The sequence below is a fragment of the Prevotella sp. P4-67 genome (assembly GCF_002251325.1).
GTDB lineage: Bacteria > Bacteroidota > Bacteroidia > Bacteroidales > Bacteroidaceae > Prevotella.
Map to the genome: position 1 here is coordinate 1 of NZ_NPJL01000056.1, position 368 is coordinate 368.

At 39.7% G+C, this 368-nt stretch carries 1 protein-coding gene; it reads right to left on the bottom strand.

The annotated features are described in order from the left end of the window. On the bottom strand, positions 1-308 hold a 308-nt coding region (locus CIK92_RS08875; protein WP_144289391.1), incomplete at its 3' end, for a helix-turn-helix domain-containing protein. Positions 309-368: the final 60 nt, after the last annotated feature.

Consider the following 368-nt stretch of genomic DNA (forward strand, 5'->3'; position numbering starts at 1 on the left):
TTAGGCTTACCTACAGGCTGGCTTCCTTCTGCAAAGGTACTAATCCATCTCCAAATAGTCTCACGTCTGATGCCAAAAACTCTTGCTAATTCTGCCTTACTGACTCCATTTACCAGATGTGCGTGCAGTATCATACGTTTTTGGTCGTCTGATAGGCGCTTAATGCAAGATTGCTTGCGTTGAAGTGCTGGTTCTTGGAACTTTAATACTTCATTTTTGTTCTCTTTGCCCATTTTATTTGAACCCAAATCGGTCATTAGGATTTCTCTGTGTCGTACGGCAAAGAGAAATCCTTTAATTTTTCCCATATAGATAAGAATGATTGTCGTGTTTTTAGTGATCTAGCCAAATATAGGATGTGCTTGTCT